Here is a 24852-nt window from a genome sequence, read left to right as displayed (position 1 = left end):
ATCAGCTGCTGGCCTTGAAGACAAAGGCGAGCGCGATACCGATGATGGCCAGAACCTCGGTGACACCGAAGCCGATCCAGGCGATCGACTGCAGCTTGCTCTGGGCCTCCGGCTGCCGCGCGGTGCCGTTGATCACGGCGGCGAAGATCAGGCCGACGCCGATGCCCGGGCCGATGGCGGCGAGGCCGTAGCCGAGGACGGCGATGTTGCCGGCAATCTCGAGAGCCATTTCAGGTGTTTCCTTTCGGTACGGATAGGGATCTATCCGGGTTTCCGTTACTACGGGACTAGGTGGGTGGTACGGGTCAGTGCTCGTCGGCGATCGCGCTGCCGATGTACTGCGCGGTCAGCACGACGAAGATGTACGCCTGGATGCACTGCACGAACACCTCCAGGCCGGCGATCGCGAGACCGAAGATCAGCGTGACGATGCCGACGCCGCCGAGCGCGATCTTGCCGGACTCGAACACCAGGTACTCGCCGCCGATCACGAACACACCCAGCAGCAGGTGGCCGGCGAACATGTTGGCGAACAACCGCAGGCTCAGCGAGATCGGCCGGACCAGGATGTTCGAGATGAACTCGATCGGGATCATCAGCGGCAGCAGCCAGCCCGGCACCCCGGCCGGCATGGTCTGGAGCTTGAAGTAGCCCCACGGGCCGTGCCGGCGGATGCCGGCGACGTTGTAGATGACCCAGCTCATGATCGCGGCGATGTACGCCCAGCCGGCGTGGCTGAAGGTCGGGAACTGGATCAGCGGGATCGAGCCGGCCACGTTGTTCAGCAGGATGAAGAAGAACAGGCCGCACAGGTACGGCACGTACTTCATGTAGTCCTGGCTGCCGATGGCGTCCCGGGCGATCGAGTTGCGGACGAAGTTGTACGCGAGCTCGCCGGTGAACTGGAGCTTGCTCGGCACGATCGCCGACTTGCGGGCGGCGCCGTAGAAGAACCAGATGATGACGATGACCGAGAGCGCGGCCACCAGGACCGGCTTGGTCAGCCAGGGAACGCCGTCGATGATCGGCGGGAGATCGAAGCTTTCTGGACCGGGCGGGGTGAACTCGGTCGGAACGCCGGTAATCACCGGGTCTCCTCTCGCGTCGTGCTCAAGTCGGACGCCTTGTGGCAAAGGGCAGGGCGGCTCAGGGCATGGCGGTCAACAACGTCAGACCCGGTAAGAATCGGGTCCTCGCTCAGGACCGCGACCCGTACCGGAAGTGCAGCAACAAGATGGTGAGCCCGGCACCGAGCACGATGCCCACCGGAAGCAGGAACTGGGTGCCGAAGAGTCGATCCAACCCGAACCCGATGCCCCCGTAGATCAGGACACCGCCGATCAAGTAGGACAGGACCCGCCAGCCGTCGCCCGAATTCGGGGGTGATGGCTTCGGATCCTGATGCTCGCTCATTGGCACCCGAAACGTACCAGTTGCCAACAGAAGCGGTCACATCGGGACACGTAACCTCCACCACAGCAGGCGAATCGTTACTCACGGTGCTCATGCGTTCACCTCTTTGTCGAGGTCGTAGATCGGCACCCGGAGCCGCGACCAGGCCCAGATCTCGCCGGCCATCCAGCCCATCACGACGACCAGGGCGACCAGGCCGAGCACGGTCAGGTTCACGTGCTCCGCCAGGCTGTCCGAGCTCAGCGCGACCGCCAGCAGGCCACCGAAAACCGCGATCCGGCCGGTGTACGACGCCATCGCGACGGCGAGCTGCGTGGTCGGAGACGCCTTGCGGGACAGGTGCAGCGCGAGCAGGCCGACGCCGGAGAAGACGACCACGATCAGCAGGCCGAGGACCGCGCCCAGGAAACCGGGCAGACCGACCCAGACGGCGGACACCGCGATCGCATTCACGCCCACGACGAGCGCGGCGATCAGTGCGCCACGCAGCATTGCCAGCGCCGGGTGCCTGGTAGCTTGGCCGGCGACTTTCGGGGTGGGGTCCGAAGGAGCCATCTGGTGGTTCCGTCCTGCTGGCGAAGCTGGTCTCGCGGCCAGTTCGTCGGGTGGGCGGGGTCAGGGGTGTCGCTGTTCTTTGCTGGTGCTTGTGAAAACTAGCACAAAGTCTGCACGGTCAGCAAAACGAGCCTCCCTGCCGCTGTACAGCCACACCTTATCGGTAGGCCACAACGCCGAGTGGTCTGGTCCCTACCAGTTCGGGTTCACACCTTGGCGAGCGGTTTCCGCGATCGCCTCGGCAAACCCGCGGTGAGCACGATCGCGGTGACCGCCACGGCCAGCACGATCAGGGCCGTCCACCAGTACAGAACCAGGCCGAGGACGACGACGCCGTACGCGATCAGGGCGGTCCAGAGGTACATCAGCAGGACGGCCCGGCGGTGCGAGTGGCCGCGCTGCATGAGCCGGTGGTGGAGGTGCTGCTTGTCCGCGGCGAACGGCGAGCGGCCGGCCTTGGTACGGCGGATGTAGGCGAGCGTCAGGTCCAGCGCCGGGATCGCGAGGATGGCGATGGGGAGGACCAACGGAAGCAGTGCGGGCAGCAGGCTGGAGCCGCCGACCTCGTACGGGACCGCGTTCGGGTCCATCTGGCCGGTGAGGCTGATCGTCGACGCGGCCAGCATCAGGCCGATCAGCAGGGCGCCGGAGTCGCCCATGAAAACCCGTGCCGGGAAGAAGTTGTGCGGCAGGAAGCCGAGGCAGGCGCCGGCCAGCGCGACCGTGATCAGCGTCGAGGTGGTGGCGCGGTCGAGGTTCTCGTGCACGTTCAGCAGGTACGAGTAGATGAAGAACGCGGTCGCGCCGATCGCGGTCACCCCGGCCGCGAGACCGTCGAGGCCGTCGACGAAGTTCACCGCGTTGCAGGACACCAGCATGATGCCGGCGGTGAGGACGGCGAGCTGCGCGGCCGACGGCGAGATCACGCCGCCGGGCAGCGGGAGCCAGAACAACTGGATGCCCTGGACAACCATCACGCCGACCGCGAGCACCTCGCCGGCCAGCTTGGTGATCGCGTCCAGCTCGTAGAGGTCGTCGATCACGCCGACCGCGCAGATCACCACGCCGCCGATCAGGATCGCCCGGGCGTCGTGCGCGACCTGCAGGCTGTTGCCGAGGAACGGCAGGCTGGACGCGACCGCGAACCCGGCGATCAGGCCGCCGAGGATCGAGATCCCGCCGAAGTACGGGATCGGGACCTTGTGCACGTCCCGGGCCCGGACCTTGGCGACCGCGCCGTACCGCACTGCGATCATCCGGGCCACGCCGGTCAGCAGAAAGGTCGTGGCCATGGCCACGAACAGGACCAGCAGGTACTCGCGCACTAGTCGGCAGGCCTCGCGTCGGGGTTGGTTGGCTTCTCGTCCTGCGCATTGGACGTCTCGACCGGCGCTTCGGTTGGCTGCTCGTCGACCGGCTTGTCTTCGGCGGGCTTGTCCCCGGCGGGCTTTTCGTCGTCGGCTGTGACCTCGGGGACGATTGCCTGCAGCTGGGCCAGGGTGAGGGCGCCGAGGCGGACCACCCGCGGTACGTCGCCGGTGAGGTCGACGATGGTGGACGGTTGGCCGCCGGTGACGGGGCCGCCGTCGAGGTACACGGCGACCGAGTCGGCCAGCTGCTCCTCGGCGTCGTACACGTCCAGGGCCGCCGGCCGGCCGGACTTGTTCGCCGAGCTGACCGCCAGCGGACCGGTCCGGGAGAGCAGCTCGCGGGTGTTCTCGTGGTCCGGCACGCGCAGCGCGACCGTGCCCTGGGTCTCCCCCAGGTCCCACATCAGCGACGTCTGCGCGTGGCAGATCACCGTCAGCGGACCCGGCCAGAACTCCTCGCACAGCTTGCGCCCGGCGTCCGGGACGTCGGTGGCGAGCGCGTCCAGCGACTCGACCACCGAGATCAGCACCGGCGGCGGCATGTCGCGGCCGCGACCCTTGGCGTCCAGCAGCCGCTGGACAGCGTCGGCCTTGAAGGCATCGGCGGCGATTCCGTACACGGTGTCGGTCGGCAGCACGACCAGGTCGCCCACCTCGATCGCGTCCACCGCGGCACGGAAGGCCGGCGCCAGTTCGTCACCGGTGAATTCGAAGCGCTCACTCACGGACCGAATCGTGCCACTCACGCGGGCCTGGACTCCAACCGGGTCGTTGCTGACAATCAATTGTCAGCTTTCCGCCCGCCCGGGCCGCCCGATCCCTAAGATCTCGCCCATGACCGTGTCGCGTGAGTTCCTTGCCGGGTTGCCGAAGGCCGAGCTGCATGTCCACCACGTCGGGTCCGCGTCGCCGCGGATCGTCGCCGAGCTGGCCGCGCGGCACCCGGGGTCGCCGGTGCCGACCGACCCGGCCGCGCTGGTCGAGTACTTCAAGTTCCACGACTTCGCGCACTTCATCCAGCTGTACCTGACCGTTGTCGACCTGATCAGGACGCCCGACGACGTCCGCCTGCTGACCTACGAGATTGCCCGCGAGATGGCCGAGCAGCAGAACCTGCGGTACGCCGAGCTGACCGTCACGCCGTACACGTCGGTGGCCCGCGGGATCGCGGCCGAGGCGTTCTGCGAGGCGATCGAGGACGCGCGGGTGGCGGCCGAGAAGGAGTTCGGCCTGGTGCTGCGCTGGATCTTCGACATCCCGGGCGAGGTCGGGCTGGAGGGGGCCGCGGAGACGTTGCGGATCGCGACGAAGCTCCGGCCCGAGGGTCTGGTCGGGTTCGGGCTCGGCGGGCCGGAGATCGGCGTACCGCGGCCGCAGTTCGCGCCGTACTTCGAGGAGGCGATCGCCGCCGGGCTGCACAGCGTGCCGCACGCGGGCGAGACGACCGGGCCGGAGACGATCTGGGACGCGATCCGGGTGCTGAAGGCCGAGCGGATCGGCCACGGCACGTCGGCGATGCAGGACCCGGCGCTGGTCGAGTACCTGGGCGAGCACCGGATCCCGCTCGAGGTCAGCCCGACGTCGAACATCGCCACCCGCGCGGTCGCGTCGTACGACGTGCACCCACTGCGCGCGATGGTCGACGCCGGACTCGTGGTCACGATCAACTCGGACGACCCGCCGATGTTCGGCACCGATCTCACCAGCGAGTACGCCGTCGCGGCCCGGCTGCTCGACCTCGACGAGGCGGGCGTGGCCGAGCTGGCGAAGACCGCGGTACGAGTGTCGTTCGCCGAGGACAGCGTGAAGGATGCGCTGCTGTCGGACATCGCCGCATATGTGAGCTGAACAGCGCGTAGCTGCCAGAATGTAGTCCGTGACCGGAGACCTGCGCCTCGATCTGCTGGGCCCCCTGCGGGGCTGGTCGGGCGAGGCCAGGCTGGATCTCGGTCCGGTGCGGCAGCAGGCGTTGCTGGCCGTGCTGGCGTTGCGGGCCAATCAGGTTGTGCCGGCCGAGGAGCTGGTCGAGCTGGTGTGGGACGACGCGCTACCGGCCAGCGGCGTCCGCATCGTGCCGCCGTACGTCTACCGGCTTCGCCAGGCGCTGCCTCCGAACGTGCTGGTGCACAGCCGAGAGGGGTACAGCCTGCGGCTCGCACCGGAAGCGCTGGACTTGGCACGGTTCGAGCGGCTGGTCAGCGAAGGTAGCGCGGCCAGTGACAAGGACTTGGCCGCGACGAAGCTGTCGGAAGCCCTTGCACTGTTCGCAGGTGAGCCCTTCAGCGGTCTGCCTGGCCACTACCTCAGCGTGCAGCGGCACCGGCTGACCGAGCGCCGTCTGAAGGTGCTGGCCGAGCGGATCGACCTGGACCTCGACCGGGGGCGGTACGGCGACCTCGTACCGGAGCTGGTCGCGCTGGTGGAGCAGGACCGGCTGCGCGAACAGTTCGCGGGCCAGCTGATGCTCGCGTACTGGCGCAGTGGTCGCGTCTCTGAAGCGCTCGACACGTACACGCGGACGCGGCGGGAGCTGATCGACCAGCTCGGCGTCGAGCCCGGCCCGGCGCTACGGGCCATCCACGAGCGCATCCTGCAGAACGACGAGCCGGAGGCCCGTCCGGCAGTGCGTGACGAGCTGCCGTACGACGGTGCCGCGTTCGTCGGCCGGGACGACGTCCTGCAGGAGGTGGTCGGCGCGCTGAGTCGTCCCAGGCCCGCAGTGGTCGCTATCGACGGCATGGCCGGAGTGGGCAAGACGGCCCTCGCAGTACGGGCGGCACGGCAGCTGAGTGACGTCTATCCCGACGGTCGGCTCTTCATCGACCTGCACGGCTACACGCCGGGGAACGAACCTGTGTCGGCGCTGCAGGCGCTGGATCGGTTGCTGCGCACGCTGTCTGTGCCGGCCGACCGCATCCCGGCCGACCTGGAGGAGCGAGCGGCGCTGTGGCGGTCGGAGCTTGCTGGTCGGCGCATCCTCGTCGTACTCGACAATGCACCGGACAGTGCGGCGGTGCGTCCGTTGCTGGCCGGTAGTCCGACCTGTGGCGTGCTGGTGACCAGCCGGCGGCAGCTGACCGGTCTGGACGCGACGGCTAGGGTCGCTCTCGACGTACTGCGGCCTGCGGACGCACAGGCGTTGCTGGCTGAGATCGTTGGACCGGACCGGGCTGGTGACTCAGCAGCTGCTGCGGCTGTGGTGAGCCAGTGCGGCCATCTGCCGCTGGCGATCCGGGTGGCCGGATCGCGGCTGCGGCACAGGCCGAGCTGGACGATCGAGCACCTGAGCAAACGGCTGGACGCGGAGGACAGACGGCTCGCGGAGCTGAGCACGGACAGTGGCGGGGTCTCCCCCGCCTTTGCCTTGTCCTACGAGCATCTGCCGCCGGACCAGCAGCGCTTCTTCCGGTTGCTCGGCGCGATGACCGGCCAGGACATCGAGCTGTATGCCGCGGCCGCGCTGGCCGACGTGGACCCCTTAGAGGCAGAGGACCTGCTGGAGCAGCTCGTAGACGCGAACCTGTTGCTGCAGCTGCATCCCGGGCGGTTCCAGTTCCACGACCTGCTACGGCAGTACGCACGGACGCTGGAGCCGGACACGTCGGCTTTGGAGCGCTTGCTGGACTACTACCTCTACGCGACGGCAGAGGCCAGTGCGGTGATCTTCAGCAGCCGGCTGCATCCCCTACCTACGCCGGCGCCAGTCCGGGTGCCGACGTTCGCGTCGGTGGCCGCAGGGTTGCAGTGGATCGATACCGAGGGGGCGAACGTGCTGGAGACCATCCGGTTCGCCGAGTCGAGCGGTGAGCTGGAGCGGGCGTGGCGGACGGGTCTGGCGATCGCGTCGTGCTTCTTCCAGCGTGGGCAGGTCTACGAGATGGACGAGGCGCTGCAGCTCGCGTTGCGGGCCGCCGTACGCGACTCCGATCCGGAAGCCGAGTCGCGGGTGCTGTTGTCGATCGGCAGCCTCGGTCGGTACCGGCTGGGTGCCGAGGCGAGCCTGCAGACGTTGCAGGAGGCCCGGCGCAGGCTCCCGGCCGACGCGGATCCGACGCTGCGGGCCCGGTTGCTCGCGTCGATCGGTTACAGCCTGGCGAAGCTCAGCCCGGACGCGGAGGCGATCGCCGTACTCAACGAGGCACTGGTGGTGGCGCGGCAGGCTGGTGATCCGAGCAGCGAGGCGCGGGTGCTCGCGTATCTCGGGGTGACGTACGGCGACCGGTTGGCGTTTGCGGACGCGCTGGCGGCGTACGAGGAGTCGCTGCGGATCGCAGACGCGGGCGGGGACATCGCCGTACAGCCTGAGGTGCTGAACGGGATTGGTGAGTGTCTGCTCGACCTGGGTCGGGTGGACGAGGCTGTGGCGGCGCTGACGCGCGCTCAGCAGCTCGGGATGGAGCGTGGGTCCGACTACAGCCTCATCTACACCTACGCGTTCCTCAGTACGGCGTACACGCGGCAGGAGCGGTGGGTGGAGGCGCTCGACGTCGGGCGGAAGTCGTTGGAGCTCGCGCTGGAGAGTGACTCGGCGCTGTCGCAGCAGAACGCGCACCTGCGGCTGGCAGAAACCCTGCTGGCGAAGGGCGAGCTGGCCGCGGCCCGTCCGCATTTCGCACGGGCGCTGGAGCTCGCACTGGACGACGGACAGGAGTCCATGGTGGTCCGCGCCGCCGGTGGACTGGAGCGGACGACTCCTGCGGCGTGATGTGGTTCGCTGGTGCGGTGCGGAAAGTCTGTGGGGTTCTGGCCGCCGTATTGCTGTCGGTGGCGGCCTGTAGCGACGTACCCGCCAAGGTCGACGCTCCTGCCCCTTCGCCAACGTCGGCGTCTCCTACGCCAACACCTCCTCCGCCGCCCGCAGACGGCGATCTGCCGCGCGGCGGGCGGGTCCTGTTCCCGAAGTACCAACTGGTTGGTTACGTCGGTCTGCCGGGCTCTCCTGCGCTCGGGCCGTTGGACAGGGACCTCGACGCGAAAGCAGCGAAGCTGGAGAAGCTCTCGCAGGCGTACGCCGGTGGACGTACGCCGCAGCCGGTGCTGGAGCTGATCGCGGTGGTCGCCAAGGGGTCACGCGGGAAGGACGGAATGTTCCGCGGCCGGCTCGACGACGCCGCGATCGAGCGGTACCTCGCGGTCGCGCGGAAGCACAAGATGCTGCTGCTGCTCGACCTCCAGCCCGGCCGGGCGAAGATCCTGCCGGAGGTGAAGCGGCTGGAGCGCTGGCTGAAGGAGCCGGACGTCGGCCTGGCGTTCGATCCCGAGTGGGCGGTCGGCCCGGGTCAGGTGCCGGGCCGCGTCTTCGGCCACACCACGGGCGCTGAGCTCGACAGCATCGCGTCGTACCTCTCCGGCTTGGTGCAGGCCAACGACTTGCCCGAGAAACCGTTCGTCTTCCACCAGCTCTCCACCCGCATCGTCTCCAACGAGCAGGCGCTCACGAAGCACCCCGGCGTGGTCATCATCAAGTCCGTCGACGGCATCGGCGCCGCCGAGGACAAGCTCAAGACGTGGACCAAACTCACCGCGAAGCTCGCACCCGCCGTCCACCCCGGCTTCAAACTCTTTTACGAGGAAGACACCCGCCACGGCCCCCTGATGACCCCCACCCAGGTCCTGGCCCTCGAGCCCCGCCCGGAGTTCGTGGTCTACGAGTAAACGCAGGTTTCAACCGGGTGTTGGGTGGGAACTAACTGTGCGGGTACAGAGGAGTGCCTGTGGGCTGAGCGCGGAAAGTGTGTGAAATGACCGGTAGTTGGTATGCCGCGATCGACCGGGTCAGGGCCTACTGGATGGTGAACGGCGCGCGGGCCGAACTGGTTGCCGCGGGCATCTTGTTGGTACTCGCGGTGCTGGTGTTCGGTCTGAACGCCACGCTGGACTAGGAAATTCTGCGGCCGGTCGCGAATCTGTTGCGGCCGGCCAGGTCCTGGTGGTCGCGGACCTCGGTGAACAGACCGGTGGCGGCGAAGACGGCCGGGGCTGATTCGCCCTGGACATCGGCGTGTTCGCAGGCGAACCAGCCGTCGGGCTTGAGCAGCCGGCCGGCAGTGGCGGCGACAACCTTGATCTCGTCGAGCCCGTCGTCACCCGACCAGAGCGCGAGCGCCGGGTCGTGGTCCCGCACCTCGGCGGTGACGGACTCCCAGGCGGTCAGCGGGATGTACGGCGGGTTGGAGATCACCGCGTCCACGAGCCCGTCGAGCTCCGGCAGACACCCGTCGATGTCCCCTTCGTGCAGGATCGCCCCGGTCCCCGCCAGGTTCCGCCGGGCCCACGGAATCGCCTCCGCCGACAACTCGACCGCATGTACGACGCTGTCCGGCCGCTCGGTGGCGACCGCGCCCGCAATCGCCCCTGACCCGCTGCACAGATCCACCACCAGCGGATCCTTCACGCCCGCGATCCGCTCCAACACCCACCCGACCATCACCTCGGTCTCCGGCCGAGGCACAAACACCCCCGGCCCCACCGCCAGCTCCCGGTACCGAAACGCCGCGGTCCCGGTCAGATGCTGCAGAGGCTCCCGAGCCGCACGCCGACCAACCAACTCCTGGAACCGGGCCAGCTGCTCCGAGGTGGGATCGCTCAGGTGCAGCCGGCTCGAGTTGGTCACGAAGGCCAGCAGTTCAGCGGCGTCGTACTCAGGCGACGCGACCCCCGCAGCCGCCAGCCTCTCCGCGGCGTCGGCCACCAACGTGCGCGTGCTCACTTGGACTCGACGGCCTCTAGACGGGCGGTGAGGTCGGCTTCGGTGAGGGCTTGGATGACCGGGGCCAGGTCGCCGCCCAGGACCTGGTCGAGGTTGTGGGCCTTGTAGCCGACGCGGTGGTCGGAGAAGCGGTTCTCCGGGAAGTTGTAGGTACGGACGCGCTCGGAGCGGTCCACCGTGCGGATCTGCGAGCGGCGCGCGTCGGACGCCTCCTGGTCGGCGGCCTCCTGAGCAGCGGCCAGCAAACGGGCCCGCAGTACCCGCATCGCCTGCTCGCGGTTCTGCAGCTGCGACTTCTCGTTCTGCATCGACACCACGATGCCGGTCGGGAGGTGGGTGATCCGGACCGCGGAGTCGGTCGTGTTCACGCTCTGCCCACCCGGTCCGGACGACCGGAACACGTCGATCCGCAGGTCGTTCTGGTCGATCTCGACGTCGACGTCCTCGGCCTCCGGCAGCACCAGTACGCCGGCCGCGGAGGTGTGGATCCGCCCCTGCGACTCGGTCACCGGCACCCGCTGGACCCGGTGCACCCCGCCCTCGAACTTCAGCTTCGCGTACGGCGCCTCGCCCGGCTCCGGCGTCCCCTTCGCCTTCACCGCGACCGTGACCGACTTGTACCCGCCCAGGTCGGACTCGGCCGAGTCGAGCACCTCGGTCTTCCAGTTCTGCGACTCGGCGTACTTCAGGTACATCTTCAGCAGATCGCCGGCGAACAGCGCCGACTCCTCGCCGCCCTCGCCGGCCTTGATCTCGAGGATCGCGTCCTTGTCGTCGTTGGGGTCACGCGGAACCAGCAGCATCTGCAGCTTCTCGGTCAGCTCGTCGCGGCGGGCGGCCAGCCGGGTCGCCTCCTCGGCGAACGACGGGTCCTCGGACGCGAGCTCGCGGGCCGCCTCGATGTCGTCCCCGGTCTGCAGCCACTCGTCGTACGTGCGCACGACGGGCGCGAGTCCGGCGTACCGCTTGCCGACCCGTCGCGCGTTGGCCTGGTCGGAGTGCAGCTCCGGATCGGACATCTGCCGCTCCAGCTCGGCGTACTCCGCCTTCAATGTCTCAACCGCTTCGAACATGCCGCACTCCTCCTCTCGGGAACCCCTGACAACACAAACCGCGCGCCGGTTCCGCCCCTGGGGCAGAACCGGCGCGCGGCAAGGAAGCTACTTCTTGGCGTACCGCTTCTCGAAGCGGGCCACCCGGCCACCGGTGTCGAGGATCTTCTGCTTGCCGGTGTAGAAGGGGTGGCACTGCGAGCACACGTCCGCGTGGATCACGCCGTTCTCCGCGGTGGAGCGGGTCTGGAACGTGGCCCCACAGGTGCAGGTCACCGTGGTGTCGACGTACGTCGGGTGGATGTCGCTCTTCACAACAGTCTCCTAGGAATCAGGTGCCCCGGGTCGCCCACACGGTGCGAACGTGAACCGGAACCGACAGACCAGTTTGCCACCCGAAGGCGGCAAACTGGTAATCGAGGTCGATCAGTCGCCGTTGGTGGTGCTGTGGGTGGTGCCGGTCGACGGCGTGGTCTTGTTGACCTGGAGCAGGAACTCGATGTTCGACTTGCTCTCCTTGAGCTTGCCGATCAGCAGCTCCAGCGCCGCCTGGCCGTCCAGGGCGGACAGCACCCGGCGCAGCTTCCAGACCACCTGGGTCTCGTCCTTCGACATCAGCAGCTCCTCGCGGCGGGTGCCGGAGGCGACGACGTCGATGGCCGGGAAGATCCGCCGGTCGGCGAACTCGCGGCGCAGCCGGAGCTCCATGTTGCCGGTGCCCTTGAACTCCTCGAAGATCACCTCGTCCATCTTCGAGCCGGTCTCGATCAGCGCGGTGGCGAGGATGGTCAGCGAGCCGCCGTCCTCGATGTTCCGGGCCGCACCGAAGAACCGCTTCGGCGGGTACAGCGCCGACGAGTCGACACCGCCGGACAGGATCCGCCCGCTGGCCGGCGCCGCGATGTTGTACGCACGGCCCAGCCGGGTGATCGAGTCGAGCAGCACGACCACGTCGTGACCGAGCTCGACCAGCCGCTTGGCCCGCTCGATCGCCAGCTCCGCGACCGTGGTGTGGTCGTCGGCCGGCCGGTCGAACGTCGAGGCGATGACCTCGCCCTTGACCGTCCGCTGCATGTCGGTGACCTCTTCGGGCCGCTCGTCCACCAGCACGACCATCAGGTGCACTTCGGGGTTGTTCGTGGTGATCGCGTTCGCCAGCGCCTGCAGCACCATCGTCTTGCCGGCCTTCGGCGGCGACACGATCAGGCCGCGCTGGCCCTTGCCGATCGGGCTGACGATGTCGACGATCCGGGTGGTGAGCACGCCGGGCTCGGTCTCCAGGCGGAGCCGCTCGGTCGCGTACAGCGGGGTCAGCTTGTTGAAGTCCTGCCGCTGCTTGGCGACCTCCGGGTCCGCACCGTTCACGGTGTCGATCCGGACCAGCGGGTTGAACTTCTCCTTGCGCTCACCCTCTTGCGGTTGCTTCACCGCACCGGTGATCGCGTCACCCTTGCGCAGGCCGTAGCGCTTCACCATCGAGAGCGCGACGTACACGTCGTTCGGGCCGGGCAGGTAGCCGCTGGTCCGGACGAACGCGTAGTTGTCGAGCACGTCGAGGATGCCGGCCGCGGGGACGAGGATGTCGTCCTCGCTGATCGTTGGCTCCGGGTCGAACCGCTCGCCACGACCGCGGTTGCGGGTGTTGTCCCGCCCGGTGTCGCGGCCACCGTCGCGGCCGCCGGTCTGGTTGTCGCGCGGGTTGCGGTCGCGGTCGCGGCCCCGGCGGCGGCGGCGACGACTGTCGCCTTCCTCGCCGCGGTCGTTCTGGTCCTGCTGCCGGTTCCGCTGGTCGCCACGGCTGTCGCGGTCACCCCGGTTGTCCCGGTTGGTGTCGCGGTCGCGGTTCCCGTCCCGGTTGGTGTCCCGGTTCTGGTCGTCGCGGTCGCGGGTGTTCTCGCGGTTGCCGTCGCGGGTGTTGTCCCTGGTGTTGTCGCGGCCGTCCCGGTTCTCCCGGTTGGCGTCGCGGTTGCGGCTGTCGCGGCCCTGGTTGTCCCGGCCGCGGTTGGCGTCGCGGTTGCGGCCCGCATTCGGGTCGCGGTCCTCGCGCTCGTCGGTCCGCTCCTCGGAGCGGCTCTCGACCACCACCTCGGCGGTCGCCGCACCGTTCTGAGCCGTACCGTTCTGGGCGGCACCGTTCTGAGCGGCGGTCCCGGTCTGAGCGGCCGCCGGCGCCTCGACCGGCGCGGTCGCGGTGGCCGCGGCGGCGCCGTTCTGCGGGGAGTCGCTCTGTGCTTCCTTCTGGGCGGCAGCGCGGGTCCGGCGGCTGCCGCCCTCGCGCTTCGCCGGCGCCTCGGCGGCCTTGGCCGCGGGCGCATCGGTGGCCTCGTCGAGCGTCGGCTGACTCGCCTTCGCCCGGGATCCACCGGTCGAGCCGCCCGCGGGAGATCCCGTCTGAGCGGCCTTGATCGCCTCGATCAGCTGGCCCTTGCGCAGCGCGCCGGTGCCCTTGATGCCGAGCGTCCCGGCGAGCTGCTTGAGCTCGGGGAGCAGCATGCCCTCGAGGCCGCCTCCAGCCTTACGGCGACGCGCGGTAGTAGGCGCGGCGTCCCCGCTGGAGGCTTCAACAGTTTCTGTCACGTGAGGTCCTTCCCACACGGATCGTCGATGTCCAGCACGGCTCATCGACCAGTTTCATCACCCACGACCGACGAAAACGGCACGCGGGGGTTCAAGAGGCTCTCGCTCGATCTGAGTCCCCCCGGACTTCTCCGACGCAGGCGGCGCAAGGTCACATCCACAGGAGGGTCGCCACACAACACAGGGTGCCGGGAGCACAGCCCGGATCGTGACGAGAGTTCACCGATCACCTGGAGGGGATCGGGTGAGTCGAGACTAGCACCACTACGGGTCGATCTGCCGACTCGGGGGCTAAAACGCGTGTCAGTGCGGATACATTCCCGCCGCTAGCCCGCTTCCATGGACCAGACCTGTACGCCGACTGGATCGATTCCCAGCTCGTACTTCGTCCAGCCGTCCGGCGGCTCCGGCGTACTGCGGTAGAACTGGCTCTGACCAGCGGCTTTGCCCGTAGGGGCAGGGGTTTCGCCGAGTACGGCGACGGTCGGTCCGGCGCCGCTGACGATGGCCGCGAGCCCGCTGCCGCGCAGCTTGTGCACGAGCGCGAGGCTCTCCGGCATCGCCGGTTCGCGGTACTCCTGGTGCAGCCGGTCCTCGGTCGCGGTGAGCAGCAACTCGGGCCGTCCGGTCATCGCGGCGACCAGCAACGCGGACCGGCCGGCGTTGGCCGCGGCGTCGGTGTGGGGAACAACGCTGGGTAGCAACCCGCGCGCCTCTTTGGTCAGCACGCGGTTGTCCGGTACATAGGCAACCGCAGCCAGTCCGGCCGCCGGCTCCAGACGAACCGCGCGGCCGGTTTCGCCTTCCGTCCAAGCGATCGTGAAGCCGCCGAGGGCAGCCGCGGCGACATTGTCGGGGTGCCCCTCGAGCTCGTTCGCGAGGACGACGAGACGCTCGCGATCCACCGGCTCTCCGGCCAGTCCGTACGCCGCCGCGAGCCCGCCGACGATCGCGGCCGACGACGACCCCAGCCCGCGCCCGTGCGGGATCCGGTTCTCGCAACGCAGCGAGAATCCGGGCACCGGGACGCCGAGCGCCTCGAGGCCGGCCCGGATCGAGCGCACCACGAGGTGCGACTCGTCCAGGGCCAGCTCGCCTTCGCCCGATCCGGTCACGGTGACCGTGATCCCGGAACCACCCGGCGTCACGATCAGGTCGTCGTACAACGTCAGTGCCAGCCCGAACGCGTCGAAGCCCGGACCGAGGTTGGCGCTGGTCGCCGGGACCCGCACCCGCACCTGGTCACACGGCCGCCGCTCGGCGTCTGCTTTGTCCGGCGAACCCATCAGGCGAGACCTGCGACGCGCGCCACGGCGTCGGTGTCGGCCGGTGTGACCGGCGACTCGTCCATCGTGACGTGGGCGAGCGCGGTGTCGATGTCCTTCAGCCCGTGACCGGTGACAGTGATGACGACCGTCGAGCCACCCGGCAGCCAGCCCTGCGCCTTCGCGTGCAGCAGACCGGCGACGCCGGCCGCGGACGCCGGCTCGACGAACACGCCTTCGCGCGCCGCGAGCTCACGCTGCGCGGTCAGGATCTGATCGTCGGTGACCATCTCGATCCGGCCGCCCGACTCGTCCCGCGCGGCCTCGGCCAGTGTCCAGGACGCCGGATTCCCGACCCGGATCGCGGTCGCCGCGGTGTCCGGCTGCTCGACGATCGCGCCGCGGACGATCGGCGCCGCGCCTTCGGCCTGGAAGCCCCACAGCTGCGGGGTCTTCGAGGCGAGCTTGTCCTTGGCGTACTCCAGGTACCCCTTCCAGTACGCCGAGATGTTGCCCGCGTTGCCGACCGGCATCAGGTGCAGGTCCGGGGCGTCGCCGAGCGCGTCGCAGACCTCGAACGCCGCGGTCTTCTGGCCCTCGAGCCGGACCGGGTTGACCGAGTTCACCAGGGCGACCGGGTAGTTCTTGCCGAGCTCCCGGACGATCCGCAGGCAGTCGTCGAACCCGCCGTCGATCTGCACCAGCTTCGCGCCGTGCACGACGGCCTGGGCCAGCTTGCCCTTCGCGATCCGGCCGGCCGGGATCAGCACCAGCGGCACCATCCCGGCGCGGACGGCGTACGCCGCGGCCGACGCCGAGGTGTTGCCGGTCGACGCGCAGACGACGGCCTTGTCACCGGCCTGGGCCGCCAGCGAGATCGCCACCGTCATCCCGCGGTCCTTGAACGAGCCGGTCGGGTTGTTGCCCTCGACCTTCAGCCAGACCTCGCACCCGGTCTGCTCGCTCAGCCACTGCGCGGCCACCAGCGGCGTCCCGCCTTCGCCGAGCGTGACCACCGGCGTGTCTGCCGACACGGGAAGCCGGTCCCGATACTCCTCGATCACGCCCTGCCACTGGTGAGCCATAGCTCTACTCGCCTTCTACCCGCATCACACTGCTGACTTCCCGAACGATGTCCATGTCCCGCAGGGCCTCCACGGTCGCGGACAACGCGGCGTCGGTCGCGGTGTGGGTGACCACCACCAGCTGCGCGTCGCTGCCCCGGCCCTCCTGGCGCACGGTCTGGATCGACACGTCGTGCTCCGAGAAGGCGTGGGCCACCGCCGCCAGCACACCGGCCTTGTCGGCCACGTCCAGCGACACGTGGTAGCGGGTCATCGCGTCGCCCATCGGGCGGACGGCCCGCTGGGTGTACGACGACTCGCCGACCCCCGGCACGCCCTTGAGCCGGTTGCGCGCGGCGGACACCAGATCCCCGAGGACGGCACTGGCCGTCGGGGCGCCGCCGGCACCACGACCATAGAACATCAACCGGCCGGCTGCCTTGCTTTCCACGAACACGGCGTTGTACGCGTCCCGAACACTGGCCAACGGGTGCGTGACCGGGATCATCGCCGGGTAGACCCGGGCGCTCACCGAGTCGGTCGCCTCGTCCAGCTCGCAGATCGCCAGCGACTTCACCACGCAGCCCATCTCGCGGGCCGAGGCGATGTCGGTCGCGCTCACCTCGGTGATGCCCTCGCGGTGCACGTCGGCGATCGAAACCCTGGTGTGGAAGGCGAGACTGGCCAGCAGCGCGGCCTTCGCGGCCGCGTCGAAGCCCTCGATGTCGGCGGTCGGGTCGGCCTCGGCGTACCCGAGGGCCTGGGCCTCCTCGAGCGCTTCGTCGAAGCCGGCGCCGGTGCTGTCCATCTTGTCGAGGATGTAGTTCGTGGTGCCGTTGACGATGCCCATCACCCGGATCACGTCGTCGCCGGCGAGCGACTCGCGCAGCGGCCGAAGGATCGGGATCGCGCCGGCGACGGCGGCCTCGAAGTACAGGTCGCGCTGGTACTTCTCCGCGGCCGCGAACAGCGTCGGGCCGTCCTCGGCGAGCAGGGCCTTGTTGGCGGTGACGACCGAGGCACCGTGCTCGAGCGCGCTGAGGATCAGGCTGCGAGCGGGCTCGAGACCGCCGATGACCTCGATCACCAGGTCCAGGTCACCGCGGGAGACCAAGGCCTGCGCGTCAGTGGTGATCAGGCTCGGGTCGACGGCGATGTCGCGCTCACGGCCGGCGCGCCGGACCGCGATGCCCGCGATCTCGAGCCGGGCGCCGACGCGGGCCGCCAGGTGGTCCGCCTGCTCGGTCAGGATCCGCACCACTTCGGTGCCGACCACTCCGCAACCGAGCAGGCCTACCTTCAGAGGTTTGTCGTCGTTCACTCGCGGGCCCCCATGTCGAGGAGAAGCAGGTCGTCTTCGGTCTCACGGCGCACCAGGACGCGCGTCCGGCCGTCCTTGACCGCGATCACCGGTGGCCGCGGCACGTGGTTGTAGTTGCTCGCCATCGACCGGCAGTAGGCGCCGGTACCCGGGACGGCGATCAGGTCGCCGGGCCGCACGTCGGAGGGCAGGAACTCGTCCTTCACCACGATGTCGCCGGCCTCGCAGTGCTTGCCGACGACGCGGGCGAGCGTCGGGTCGGCGTCGGAGTACCGGTTGGCGATCGTGCAGGAGTAGTCGGCGTCGTACAGCGCGGCGCGGATGTTGTCGCTCATCCCGCCGTCGACGGACACGTACGTCCGGGCGGCGCCGGCGTCGAGCTCGACCTCCTTGACGGTGCCGACCGAGTAGACCGTGCACATCGCCGGGCCGACGATCGCGCGCCCGGGCTCGATCGAGACCTTCGGTACGTCGACCTCGAACGCGCGGCACTCGTGCTCGACGATCTTGCCCATCTCGGTCGCCAGCTGCGCCGGGTCGGACGGGTCGTCCTGCGTGGTGTACGCAATGCCGAACCCACCGCCGAGGTCGAGCTCGGGCATGTCCACGCCGAGCTCGTCGGAAACCCTTGCGTGCAAGGCGATCACGCGCTTCGCCGCGATCTCGAACCCGGACGAGTCGAAGATCTGCGAGCCGATGTGCGAGTGCAGCCCGAGCAGCTCGAGCTCGGGCGCTTCGTTGATCCGGGCAACGGCTTCGAAGGCCGCGCCGGAGGTGATCGAGAAGCCGAACTTCTGGTCCTCGTGCGCGGTCGCGATGTACTCGTGGGTGTGCGCCTCGACCCCGGCCGTCACCCGGACCATCACCGGTGCCGTCGTACCGCGCTCGCGGGCCAGCTCGATCAGCCGGGTGAGCTCGTACTGCGAGTCGACGATGATCCGGCCGACGCCGGCGTCCAGCGCGCGGGCCAGCTCGGACTCGGACTTGTTGTTGCCGTGGAAGCCCAGCCGCTTCGGGTCGGCACCGGCCCTGAGCGCGACGGCCAGCTCTCCCCCACTGCAGATGTCGAGGTTCAGGCCCTCTTCCATGATCCAGCGGACGACCGTCGTGCAGAGGAAGGCCTTGCCGGCGTAGTAGACGTCGAAGGCCTTGAACGCGTGCTTGAACGCGCGGGCCCGCATCCGGAAGTCGTCCTCGTCCAGGACGAAGGCCGGGCTGCCGTGCTCGGCGATCAGGTCGCGGACGTCGACGCCACCGACGACCAGCGAGCCCTCGGCGGTCTTCTTGGCCGTGGTCGACCAGAGCGCGGTGACCAGGTCGTTGGTGTCCCGCGGCGCGCGCAGCCAGGGCGGTGCCCGGTGGCCGATGTCGGCGTGCAGCGCGCCCGCCTCGTGCGCCCTCACATCCGCTCCGGTGCGGAGACGCCGAGCAGGTCGAGCCCGTTGGCGAGCACGGTCCGGGTCGCGGAGACCAGGGTCAGGCGAGCCTTGTGCACCGGCTCCACCTCCTCGTCGCCGCGCGGGAGCACGCGGCAGCTGTCGTAGAACTTGTGGAACGCGCTCGCGGTGTCCTCGAGGTAGCGCGCGATCCGGTGCGGTTCGCGCAGCTCGGCGGCGGTCGCGACGACGCGCGGGAAGTCGGCCAGCGCACGGAGCAGGTCGCCCTCGCGCTCGTGGCTGAGCAGGCCGGGGTCGAACTCGTCCAGCTTGATGCCGAGCTCGTCCGCGTTCCGCAGGATCGAGGCGAGCCGGGCGTGCGCGTACTGGACGTAGTACACCGGGTTCTCGCTGGCCTGACGGGTCATCTCCTCGATGTCCAGGGTCAGCGGAGAGTCGGCCGGGTACCGGCAGAGGGTGTAGCGGAGGGCGTCGACGCCGCCCTCCTCGACCAGCTCGGCCAGCGTGACGATGGTGCCGGCCCGCTTGGACAGCCGCATCTCCTCGCCGCCCTTGAGGATCTTGACCAGCTGGCCGATCAGGATCTGGATGTTGTGCTCCGGGTCGTCACCGGCGCAGGCCGCGATCGCCTTCAGCCGGTTCACGTACCCGTGGTGGTCGGCGCCGAGCAGGTAGATACAGGTCTCGAAACCGCGCTCGCGCTTGTTCACGTAGTACGCCGCGTCGGAGGCGAAGTACGTCGGCTCACCGTTCGACCGGATCAGCACCCGGTCCTTGTCGTCGGTGAAGTCCGTGGTCCGCATCCACAGCGCGTCGTCGGCCTCGTAGAGGTGGCCCTGCTCGCGGAGCTTGGCGATCGCGTGGTTGACGCCGTCCTGCTCGTGCAGGCTGCGCTCGGAGAACCAGACGTCGAACTTGGTCCGGAAGTGCTCGAGCTGGTCCTGCTGCTCCTTGAGCTGGCGCTCGTACCCCGCCTCGCGGAACGCGACCAGCTGCTCGTCCTCCGGCAGGCTCAGGATGTCGGGGACCTCGGCGACGATCCGCTGGGCGAGGTCGATGATGTACTCGCCGTGGTAGCCGTCCTCGGGGATCTGGTGCCCGTGCGCGGCGGCCCGCAGGCTCTCGCCGAACTTGTCCATCTGGTTGCCGCGGTCGTTGATGTAGAACTCGCGCGACACGCTCGCCCCGGCCGCGGTCAGCACGCGGGCCAGCGCGTCGCCGACGGCCGCCCAGCGGGTGTGGCCGAGGTGCAGCGGACCGGTCGGGTTGGCCGAGATGAACTCGAGGTTGATCGCCCGGCCCTGGAGGCTGTCGCTGGTCCCGTACGCCGGGCCGGCGTCCAGGATCGACTGCGCGACCTTGCCCTGGGCATCGGCCGCCACCCGGAGGTTGATGAAGCCGGGGCCGGCGATGTCGACGGCGGTGATCGCCTCGTCGTCGCGGAGCTTGGCGGCGAGCAGCTCGGCGAACTGGCGCGGGTTGAGGCCGGCCCGCTTGCCGAGCTGCATGGCGACGTTGGTCGCGTAGTCCCCGTGCTCGGGGTTCTTGGGTCGCTCGACCTTCAGCTCGCGCGGCAGCCCGCCCTCGACGGTGATCGAGCCGTCGTCGGCGAGCGCGGCCAGGGCCTGCAGGATCTTCTCAGCGAGCTGTTCCGGAGTCACCGCCTCAGCCTAATGGGCTCGGGCGCTAACCCTTGACTCGCTATCCACAGCCCGGTACGGCGACCTACCCGGCACTCACCGTGATGTGGCTGTTGCGGACCAGCGGGGTGTCCCAGGCGGCCGGCTTGCCGTCGACCGTGATCTTCAGGTCCTTGCACGCGTCCCCGAGGCACTTCGCGTCGTACTTCACGCCCCAGAGGGTGAAGAACTGGGCCAGCGTGGGGTGCTCGTCGGCCTTCTTGGCCTCCACCCAGACCACCCCGTCGGTCGTGTGCGTGTGGACGGCGGCCTGCTCGGCGCGCAGCTTGTCGACGCCGATCCCGGCCGCGACCTGCACCGGCTTGCCGTCCACGGTGACAGCGAGGTGCACCGTGTACGGCGAGGGGCCGGAGAAGTCGAGCGGGAGCCGCTCGAACCCGGCCTTGTCGATGTAGGACACCGCATCCCGCGGAGCGTCCCAGGGCGGCGCCCCGGTCCGCAGGTCCGCCGCGGCGGGCGCGGCCGGCCCCGAGCAGGCACTACTCACCAAGAGAAGGGCCGCAGCCGCCCCGCACCACCAACCTGCTCTCACAGGGAGCCAGATTGCCATGTGGTGGGAGGGTCGACTGCGGCCGGGGGTTGTCAGCGCTCGGACGGCATCAGGATCCAGAGCACGATGTAGATCAGGAACTGTGGGCCGGGCAGGAGGCAGCTGACCACGAAGATCAGGCGCATCGTGTTGGCGGAGATTCCGAACCGGCGAGCCAGTCCGGAGCACACACCGCCGATCCAGCGATCGTTTGACGGGCGAACCAGAGTGCTTGCCATGATTGCGTTTTTCCTTTCCACCGTTGGGCTTACGTCCACTATGACGGCGGCCGGACCGGTTCTGCTCCCTCCCACACCGGGTTCCAGGGTCGGGTCAGGGTGTCCCCGTAACCCTTTGGTAGCAGCTTCAGCGCTGGAAGCGGTAGGTCTTGCTGTCGATGCCGACGCAGATGCTCGGCGACATCACCACGACCCGCAGCGTGGCGTCCGGCTCGTAGTAGTCGATGCCCTCGACCTCGAACTCACCGGAGCAGCCGCTCTTCAGCGGGAGCTGTCCCAGCGAGGTCACGTGACCGGTGACGTCGGTGGAGCCGACCGGGCCGGACAGGTCCACCTGCAGCAGCGGCTTCGTCGTACCGAACAGGGTCCCGGCCGGGTCGTCGGACGAGCAGAGCAGCTGGGTCGCGGTGACGAAGTCACAGCCCTGTACGTCGCGGACCTGGTGGTCCAGGCGGACCGCAGCGGCATACGGGAGGTTCTTGGTCGGGTCGGTGGCGGCTACCCCCGGCATGGGGAGGACGAGCAGGCGGTCCATGGTCCCCCACTCCCCCGTCACCATCCACTGGGCGTCCGGGGAGACGGCGGCGAAGCTGTTGTTCAGCGCCTCCCACGGCTCGAGGGCGTGCACGTAGTTGGCGTAGGTGCCGGCAGGCGACTGGACGCGGTACAGCTTCCCGCCGCGGTCGTCTCGCTGGTACGGCTCGACGTACCAGCCCTTGGCGGCACCCGGGTCACCGACATGGTTCCAGCCACGGACCAGCAGGTCGGACGGGATCGTACCGACCCCGGTGTAGCGGTACTGCGTTGTAGCGCCACGCGTGACCGTGGCGAGCCCCTGACTTTCGTCCAGCGGGCGAGCGTTGTCGGACCCGACGACACGCCAGCCGGTGACGGCGTGGGCCTGGGTGGGTAGAAGGAGGGCGGCTAGCACGAGAGCAAGAGAAATCCCCAGTTTGCGCATGCCCGCGTTGTAGCACCTCAATTCGGGTTTTGGATGAACTTCCTGCTACTGTTCTGCTCGTTCCTGAGCCCCCGTAGCTCAGGGGATAGAGCACCGCCCTCCGGAGGCGGGTGCGCAGGTTCGAATCCTGCCGGGGGCGCGACCGATCTGGCCGATCCTTGTGCGCGGAGCGCGCACCTGGGATCGGTCGCTGTGTTTGTGGGGGCCAAGCCCCCACACCCCGGCCGGAGGGGCTTCGCCCCCCGGACCCCCCGGGTGGTGTCGCCCGTCAGGTGATGCGTGAGGCGGACTGGCAGTACGTCCACATCGCCCGCAGGCGCGCCGGGTCCGTGTGCGTGGTCGGGAGATAGTGCGTGGGGCGGATTCGTCTGTCGTGCCAGAACCTTCCGGTTGGTGGTGCCGGCTCTGTCGCGGCCAGCCAAACCGCTGTATCCGCGCCCTCCTCGACCGACCTGAGCAGGGGCCTGGTCAGCTTGGCGAACCCGGGCAGGGAGCTGGTCAGTCCAGGGGTATCGGACCAGCCTGGGTGCATCGTGGCGATCGTTGTGGGGGCGAAGTGGGTTGCCATCAGGGGGGTCAGTTCGACCTGGATTCGTTTGGTGCGGGCGTAGGCGGTGGCGCCTCGGTAAGGGCGGTCTGTGTACTCCGGGTCTTCGGGGAGGGGTTGGGTGTACATGCCGCCTGAGGCTATGAAGATCACTCGGGCTGTGGGCTTGAGGAGTTCGGTCAGTAGGAGTGGGCCTAGTACGTGGGTGGCGAGGGTCAGTTCGTGGCCTTGGGGAGATTCCTTGCGTTTGGCGGGGAGGACGCCTGCGTTGTGGATCAGGATGTCTGGGGTGGTGGCTTGTTGGGCGTAGAGGCGGATCGCGTCCAGGTCTGAGACGTCGCACTCGTCGACGATGAACTCGGCGTCGGGTTGCGCTTTGCGTAGCTCGCTCACGGCTGGTTCGGCTCGCGCAGCATCCCGCACCAACAGATGCACGACCGCCCCGAGCCTCCCCAGGCCGGCGGCGGTTGCTTTGCCCAGGCCTGAGGCGGCGCCGGTTACCAGGGCGCGTTTGCCGTGCAGGGAGTTTGGTGCGGGGTCGTTTGCCGGCCAGTGCCTGCTTCGTAGGCGGTAGCCGAGGGTGGTGTAGCCGGGGAGGATCAGGCGGTCCAGGACCGTATCGAGGGTGGTCATGAGACCAGGCCGCCCAGGGCGTTGCGTAGGCCTTCTTCGGCGTCGTTGCCCAGTTTGTCGAAGGGTTTGCGGAGGAAGGGTTCGGCCAGGCGGGCCAGGCCTTTGAAGGTGAACTCGGCGCGGTAGGTGACGTGGGTGAGGTGCGCGTGGGCGGTGAAAGTCATGGTGTCGCGGGCCAGCACCGTGCGGTTCTCGCCGCGGAGGACGATGCGGTGCGGGCGGTCGTGCTGCTCGACGGTGTAGCGGAGCTCGGTTTCGCGGCCGGCGAAGCGGGACAGGTTGCGGTACGTCGTACCCACACCGCCGTCGCCGGTCAGGCGGGTGGTGGTGATCGTGCCGGGGTCCCACTCCATGGTGGTTTCGAAGTCGGCCAGGTAGTCGAAGACCCGGTCAGGCGTGGCGGCTACGGTCACTTCGCGTTCGATCGTGATCATCGGATGGCCTCCGGTTGCTCGGCGGCGTGGGTGATGTTGCGTCGCATGCCACCGAAGACGACGTCGTGAAACGGGCCGACGGCGGCCCAGCAGAGCTCGCCGTGCAGGCGCCGGGCCGGCACGCGTACGTCGTAGCCGGCGGACAGCAGCTCCGGTACTAGGCGGCCGCCGGTGTAGCCGGTCGCGCCAGTGACGAGGGCTCGGGTCATCGGTCCACCAACCGCTCGGCAGCGCTCACCGGGTCGTCGTTGATGTACTCCGCGCCCACAGCAGTCGCCAGCTCGGGCGAAGCGCCCGGGCCGGCCAGCGCGAGGACCCGGCGACTGGCCAGCCGGACCAGCTCGGTGCGGATGGTGTCGAAGCGGGCGGGGTGGGATGCGGACAGCATGATCAGCTCCGGAGCGAGTGCGGCGGCAGTGCGTTCGATGTCGTTCATGGGTGAGTCAGCCCCCAGGAAGACGACCCGCCAGCCGGAGCGCCGCAGTACCAGACCGAACGACAGCAGGGCGATGTCGTGCAGCTCACCGGGCGGACAGGCGAGCAGTGCGCGCGGGCCGCGCCCTCCTCCCCAGCCTGGGGCCAGAGCGGCGAGCCGGGAGCGGATGACGTTGCTGGCGAAGTGCTCCTGGGCCACCGAGACCTCACCACGGCTCCAGCGGTCGCCCAGCTCGTGCAGGTACGGGAGGAGCACATCGCGAATCACCGCCTCGATCGTCAGGGCACCGAAGAGCTGGTCCAGGACGACATGCGCCGCCCGCTCGTCCAGCTCGTCCAGCGCAGTACGCAGGTTGTCCAGTCCGCTGGCCTGCGCCAGCTGACGGCTCACCGGATCCACCACCGGTACGGCGGGCTCGGCCAGCACCGCTCGTGCCGCCTCGGCCGCGGACAGCCCGTCCGCCAGGTGCGCCTGCATCCGGCGCACCCGGCGCAGGTCGTCGTCGGAGTACAGCCGGAAGCCGCCGGACGAGCGCGCCGGTGACAGCAGGCCGTACCGGGTCTCCCAGGCACGCAGGACGTGCTCGCTGACACCGGCGCGCTTGCTCAACGCGCCGATCCGCAGACCGCCCGGCACCGAAGTGTTCATGA

26 protein-coding genes and 1 tRNA gene are annotated in these 24852 nt (G+C 69.1%); 5 read left to right on the top strand and 22 right to left on the bottom strand.

Going from position 1 to position 24852, the window contains the following annotated elements; genetic code table 11:
- Position 1: 1 nt before the first annotated feature.
- The 6 genes from atpE to AB0E69_RS27400 all read right to left on the bottom strand — a co-directional run bounded on the left by atpE (position 2) and on the right by AB0E69_RS27400 (position 4063).
- Positions 2–229 carry an ATP synthase F0 subunit C gene (gene atpE, locus AB0E69_RS27425; protein WP_360151993.1) on the bottom strand — a complete coding sequence of 76 codons (228 nt, stop codon included), beginning with the start codon at positions 227–229 and terminating at the stop codon, positions 2–4.
- 76 nt (positions 230–305) lie between these two features.
- Positions 306–1088 (bottom strand): F0F1 ATP synthase subunit A, encoded by a 783-nt coding sequence (gene atpB, locus AB0E69_RS27420; protein ID WP_360151990.1) that lies wholly within the window; start codon positions 1086–1088, stop codon positions 306–308.
- A 109-nt stretch (positions 1089–1197) separates the two neighbouring features.
- Complete coding sequence (locus tag AB0E69_RS27415) at positions 1198–1413, bottom strand: hypothetical protein (RefSeq protein ID WP_360151987.1); 216 nt, start codon at positions 1411–1413, stop codon at positions 1198–1200.
- Positions 1414–1503: 90 nt separating this feature from the next.
- Positions 1504–1968: a hypothetical protein gene (locus tag AB0E69_RS27410; protein WP_360151984.1), complete on the bottom strand. Its 465-nt coding sequence runs from the start codon at positions 1966–1968 to the stop codon at positions 1504–1506.
- Between the two features lie 206 nt (positions 1969–2174).
- Positions 2175–3293 carry an MraY family glycosyltransferase gene (locus AB0E69_RS27405; RefSeq protein WP_360151981.1) on the bottom strand — a complete coding sequence of 373 codons (1119 nt, stop codon included), beginning with the start codon at positions 3291–3293 and terminating at the stop codon, positions 2175–2177.
- Entirely contained in the window at positions 3293–4063 is a 771-nt protein-coding gene (locus AB0E69_RS27400) for an L-threonylcarbamoyladenylate synthase (protein ID WP_360151978.1), read from the bottom strand. Before AB0E69_RS27400 ends, AB0E69_RS27405 begins: the two co-directional genes overlap by 1 nt.
- A 109-nt stretch (positions 4064–4172) precedes the next feature.
- On the opposite strand from AB0E69_RS27400, the gene AB0E69_RS27395 reads away from it, so the two are divergent.
- The 4 genes from AB0E69_RS27395 to AB0E69_RS27380 all read left to right on the top strand — a co-directional run bounded on the left by AB0E69_RS27395 (position 4173) and on the right by AB0E69_RS27380 (position 9220).
- A complete protein-coding gene (locus AB0E69_RS27395; protein WP_360151975.1) occupies positions 4173–5186 on the top strand; it encodes an adenosine deaminase in 1014 nt (337 codons plus the stop codon).
- Positions 5187–5214: 28 nt separating this feature from the next.
- The gene (locus tag AB0E69_RS27390) at positions 5215–8043 is read left to right on the top strand and encodes a BTAD domain-containing putative transcriptional regulator (RefSeq protein ID WP_360151972.1); all 2829 of its coding nucleotides are present in this window, start codon (positions 5215–5217) and stop codon (positions 8041–8043) included.
- Positions 8044–8060: 17 nt separating this feature from the next.
- Positions 8061–8993 (top strand): hypothetical protein, encoded by a 933-nt coding sequence (locus tag AB0E69_RS27385; RefSeq protein ID WP_360151969.1) that lies wholly within the window; start codon positions 8061–8063, stop codon positions 8991–8993.
- Between the two features lie 86 nt (positions 8994–9079).
- On the top strand, positions 9080–9220 hold the full coding sequence (locus AB0E69_RS27380; protein ID WP_360151967.1) for a hypothetical protein: 141 nt from the start codon (positions 9080–9082) through the stop codon (positions 9218–9220).
- Here AB0E69_RS27380 and prmC read toward each other — a convergent pair.
- From prmC to AB0E69_RS27320, 12 genes are all read right to left on the bottom strand, one after another.
- A complete protein-coding gene (prmC, locus tag AB0E69_RS27375) occupies positions 9217–10047 on the bottom strand; it encodes a peptide chain release factor N(5)-glutamine methyltransferase (RefSeq protein ID WP_360151964.1) in 831 nt (276 codons plus the stop codon). The two genes, AB0E69_RS27380 and prmC, sit on opposite strands and share 4 nt — an antisense overlap.
- Entirely contained in the window at positions 10044–11120 is a 1077-nt protein-coding gene (gene prfA, locus AB0E69_RS27370) for a peptide chain release factor 1 (protein ID WP_360151961.1), read from the bottom strand. The genes prmC and prfA overlap by 4 nt, the downstream gene beginning before the upstream one ends.
- Before the next feature lie 87 nt (positions 11121–11207).
- Positions 11208–11414, bottom strand: coding sequence for a 50S ribosomal protein L31 (gene rpmE, locus AB0E69_RS27365; RefSeq protein ID WP_145813862.1), 207 nt, complete (start codon positions 11412–11414; stop codon positions 11208–11210).
- Positions 11415–11525: 111 nt separating this feature from the next.
- Complete coding sequence (gene rho / locus AB0E69_RS27360) at positions 11526–13676, bottom strand: transcription termination factor Rho (protein ID WP_360151957.1); 2151 nt, start codon at positions 13674–13676, stop codon at positions 11526–11528.
- 326 nt (positions 13677–14002) lie between these two features.
- Positions 14003–14962 carry a homoserine kinase gene (gene thrB / locus AB0E69_RS27355; protein ID WP_360151954.1) on the bottom strand — a complete coding sequence of 320 codons (960 nt, stop codon included), beginning with the start codon at positions 14960–14962 and terminating at the stop codon, positions 14003–14005.
- Positions 14962–16026 (bottom strand): threonine synthase, encoded by a 1065-nt coding sequence (gene thrC / locus AB0E69_RS27350; protein ID WP_360151951.1) that lies wholly within the window; start codon positions 16024–16026, stop codon positions 14962–14964. The genes thrB and thrC overlap by 1 nt, the downstream gene beginning before the upstream one ends.
- 4 nt (positions 16027–16030) lie before the next feature.
- Positions 16031–17326: a homoserine dehydrogenase gene (locus AB0E69_RS27345; RefSeq protein WP_360151948.1), complete on the bottom strand. Its 1296-nt coding sequence runs from the start codon at positions 17324–17326 to the stop codon at positions 16031–16033.
- A complete protein-coding gene (lysA, locus tag AB0E69_RS27340; RefSeq protein WP_360151945.1) occupies positions 17323–18729 on the bottom strand; it encodes a diaminopimelate decarboxylase in 1407 nt (468 codons plus the stop codon). Before lysA ends, AB0E69_RS27345 begins: the two co-directional genes overlap by 4 nt.
- Positions 18726–20384: an arginine--tRNA ligase gene (gene argS, locus AB0E69_RS27335; RefSeq protein WP_360151942.1), complete on the bottom strand. Its 1659-nt coding sequence runs from the start codon at positions 20382–20384 to the stop codon at positions 18726–18728. The genes lysA and argS overlap by 4 nt, the downstream gene beginning before the upstream one ends.
- A 64-nt stretch (positions 20385–20448) precedes the next feature.
- A complete protein-coding gene (locus tag AB0E69_RS27330; protein WP_360151939.1) occupies positions 20449–20910 on the bottom strand; it encodes a hypothetical protein in 462 nt (153 codons plus the stop codon).
- Between the two features lie 95 nt (positions 20911–21005).
- Positions 21006–21191, bottom strand: coding sequence for a PspC domain-containing protein (locus tag AB0E69_RS27325; RefSeq protein WP_360151936.1), 186 nt, complete (start codon positions 21189–21191; stop codon positions 21006–21008).
- A 127-nt stretch (positions 21192–21318) separates the two neighbouring features.
- Positions 21319–22152 carry a hypothetical protein gene (locus AB0E69_RS27320; RefSeq protein ID WP_360151933.1) on the bottom strand — a complete coding sequence of 278 codons (834 nt, stop codon included), beginning with the start codon at positions 22150–22152 and terminating at the stop codon, positions 21319–21321.
- Between the two features lie 67 nt (positions 22153–22219).
- Here AB0E69_RS27320 and AB0E69_RS27315 point away from each other — a divergent pair.
- Positions 22220–22291, top strand: a tRNA-Arg gene (locus AB0E69_RS27315).
- Between the two features lie 129 nt (positions 22292–22420).
- Here the strand turns inward: AB0E69_RS27315 and AB0E69_RS27310 are convergent.
- Genes AB0E69_RS27310 through AB0E69_RS27295 form a run of 4 tightly spaced genes read right to left on the bottom strand, consistent with a single transcriptional unit; the run spans position 22421 to position 24850 of the window.
- Positions 22421–23332 carry an SDR family NAD(P)-dependent oxidoreductase gene (locus AB0E69_RS27310; RefSeq protein WP_360151930.1) on the bottom strand — a complete coding sequence of 304 codons (912 nt, stop codon included), beginning with the start codon at positions 23330–23332 and terminating at the stop codon, positions 22421–22423.
- Entirely contained in the window at positions 23329–23766 is a 438-nt protein-coding gene (locus AB0E69_RS27305; RefSeq protein ID WP_360151927.1) for an SRPBCC family protein, read from the bottom strand. Before AB0E69_RS27305 ends, AB0E69_RS27310 begins: the two co-directional genes overlap by 4 nt.
- Positions 23763–23975, bottom strand: a complete 213-nt coding sequence (locus tag AB0E69_RS27300; protein WP_360151924.1) for an NAD-dependent epimerase/dehydratase family protein — start codon at positions 23973–23975, stop codon at positions 23763–23765. The genes AB0E69_RS27305 and AB0E69_RS27300 overlap by 4 nt, the downstream gene beginning before the upstream one ends.
- Positions 23972–24850, bottom strand: a complete 879-nt coding sequence (locus AB0E69_RS27295) for a cobalamin B12-binding domain-containing protein (RefSeq protein ID WP_360151921.1) — start codon at positions 24848–24850, stop codon at positions 23972–23974. The genes AB0E69_RS27300 and AB0E69_RS27295 overlap by 4 nt, the downstream gene beginning before the upstream one ends.
- Positions 24851–24852 lie beyond the last annotated feature (2 nt).

The organism is Kribbella sp. NPDC026611 (genome assembly GCF_040638345.1).
Classification (GTDB): Bacteria; Actinomycetota; Actinomycetes; order Propionibacteriales; family Kribbellaceae; genus Kribbella.
This window is presented reverse-complemented; position numbering and strand designations above follow the sequence as displayed.